The sequence below is a fragment of the Gellertiella hungarica genome, assembly GCF_014197145.1.
GTDB lineage: Bacteria > Pseudomonadota > Alphaproteobacteria > Rhizobiales > Rhizobiaceae > Gellertiella > Gellertiella hungarica.
In genome coordinates this window covers 1-2,771 of record NZ_JACIEZ010000031.1, presented here as the reverse complement: position 1 = coordinate 2,771, position 2,771 = coordinate 1, and the positions used below count along the sequence as shown (strand labels likewise).

General features: G+C 61.8%; 1 pseudogene. It reads left to right on the top strand.

Annotated features, from left to right (window positions below):
* Positions 1–729: 729 nt before the first annotated feature.
* A pseudogene (locus GGR23_RS22945) lies at positions 730–2,771 on the top strand (calcium-binding protein); the annotation flags it as partial.

Here is a 2,771-nt window from a genome sequence, read left to right as displayed (position 1 = left end):
AAGAATCCTCGTCCCGATCTCCCCCCTCGCGGCGAGCGAAGCTCGTCCGCCTGGGGGAGATGCCCGGCAGGGCAGAGGGGGGTGCGGTGCGGCAAAGGAAACACCGTGCGAGGCAAGGGGTGCGCCCCGGAAAATGAGACGATGCGTTCGGCAAACATGGGCGCGGCACGGCAGCTCCTCAGACCGCACAGCTCATCACATCCCGGCGATCCGTTTTGCCCTCCGGTCCTTTATGGCGTTGCATTTGCCGCACGGCACCCCCCTCTGTCCCTGCCGGGACATCTCCCCCTCAAGGGGGGAGATCGACTTCGCGTTTTATGACTTCCCAAACAATCAGCGTCTCAATTGCACAGACGTCTACTAGGGACTGCCCCAAGAATCCCCATCCCGATCTCCCCCCTCGCGGCGAGCGAAGCTCGTCCGCCTGGGGGAGATGGCCGGCAGGCCAGAGGGGGGTGCGGTGCGGAAAAGGAAACGCCGTGCGAGCAAACATGGGCGCGGCACTACAGCTCCTCACACCCCGCAGCCCATCCCATCCCGGCGACCTGTCTTGACCCCGGATGGGGAAGCCGCCGGCTTCGTCGCACCGGGCAATCCGGGGAGGGGGAGGCCCCGGAGGACGGGGTGTTGATATCGCAGACTTCCATTGACACGGGAAAACAGGAGAATATGCTAAATTTAGAATTACCAAAAAAATGAATCGTTTAATCGTTATCCGGAGGATATTTCATGGCCGCAACGATCACAGTCACCCGCAATGAAACAGTCGTGGACGTGGCGCAGGGTGGCGCTCATTTCATCACGGGTGTCGACACCGTGGAAGGCACCGATGGCGATGACATTATCCTTGCCGACGATGGCGGCCTGAGCGCAGGCGATTTCGTAAACGGCCTTGGCGGCACGGACACGATCAGGCTGCGGCAGACCGGTACGCTCGACATCACCCTGCCGGCGACCTTTGCCGGCATCGAAAAGCTGGAAGGCACGAACCCGGTCACCGACGGCCAGTCGGGCAATGACATCTTCATCGTCAACAGTGTCCGCATGAACATGATCACCGGCATCGACGGGAAGGACGGCAACGATACGCTGAAGCTCGCGGATGGCACCACCGTGGATTTTGCCAAGCTCACCGGCATCGAGACGGTGGAGGGATCCGCCGGCAATGACACCTTCATCCTGGGAGACCTGGATGTGGGCCGCATGACGATATCAGGCAAGGCGGGCATTGATACGATCAGCGTCTCCCGTACCTACACGCTCGGCGCCGATTTCGAAAACCTCACCCTGACGGGGACGGGCGATATCGACGGCACGGGCAACGCGCTCAACAACGAGCTGAAGGGCAACGGCGGCGACAACACGCTGCGTGGTCTTGGCGGCAACGACACGCTGTCAGGCGGCAAATCCGATCTTGGCGACAACGACACCCTCATCGGCGGTGCGGGCGACGATTCCTATGTCGTCTATGGCGATGAGGATGTCATCGACGAGCAGGCCGATGGCGGCGCCGGCAACGATACCGTCATCAGCTACGGTTCCTACGATCTGCGCAGCACGAATATTCGCGGCAGTGTCGAAAACCTGACCATGCGCGGTGAGGCCGATTTCTTCGGCTACGGCAACAGCCTGAACAACAAGATTTTGGGCAGTGTCGGCAAGGACACGCTCTATGGCCTTGACGGCGACGATACGCTGGATGGCAGCCTGGGCGACGACCTTCTCGTCGGTGGCAAGGGCAATGACCGTTATCTGTATACCAATGGCGCCGACGTCGTGGATGAGCGGGACGGCGACGGCATCGATACCATCGATTACTGGGGCGTCGATTTCGATCTCGACCCCGCCCTCGACAGCCGCGTGCTCGGGGATGTCGAGAACATTACCTTCGTTTTGGACATCTTGGGCCACACCGGTAATGGCAACAGGCTCGACAACAGGATCAATGGCAACGGCATGGCAGATATCCTGTCCGGACGGGACGGGAACGATACGCTGAACGGCTACGGCGGAAACGACACGTTGAATGGCGACAACGGCGCCGACACGCTCGATGGCGGCATCGACAACGACATCCTCAAGGGTGGCGACGGCGATGACAACCTGATCGGCGGATCGGGCGTCGACAGGCTGGAGGGCGGCACCGGCAACGATACGCTGGATGGCGGTAGCGAAAACGACACCCTGAACGGCGGGGATGGCGACGACAAATTGCAGGGCGGCGCGGGCCTGGATGTCATGAACGGCGGCGCGGACAACGATACGCTGGACGGTGGCGCCGACTTCGACACCCTGAACGGCGGCGATGGCGACGACAAGCTGACGGGCGGTGCGGGCGGCGATATCCTCAACGGCGGTATCGGCAACGACACGCTGGAAGCCGGTACCGAGAACGACACGCTTCTCGGCGGCGCCGGCAACGATACGCTCGATGGCGGCACCGGTGACGACATCATGCGCGGCGGTGATGGCAACGATACCTATCTTGTCGACAGCATCAACGATACGGTCGACGAGTGGGGCGGCCTTGGCACGGATACGATCAAGAGCTCGATCAGCTTGAGCCTTCTCATCGGCAGCAAGCTGCTCGGCCAGGTCGAAAACCTGATCCTGACCGGCACCGCCGAGCTCAACGGCTCCGGCAACGGGGTCGACAACCGGATCACCGGCAACGACGCCAAGAACACGCTCTCCGGCCTCAACGGCAATGACACGCTCGATGGCGGCAAGGGTGCGGATACGCTGATCGGTGGCAAGGGCAACGACATCTA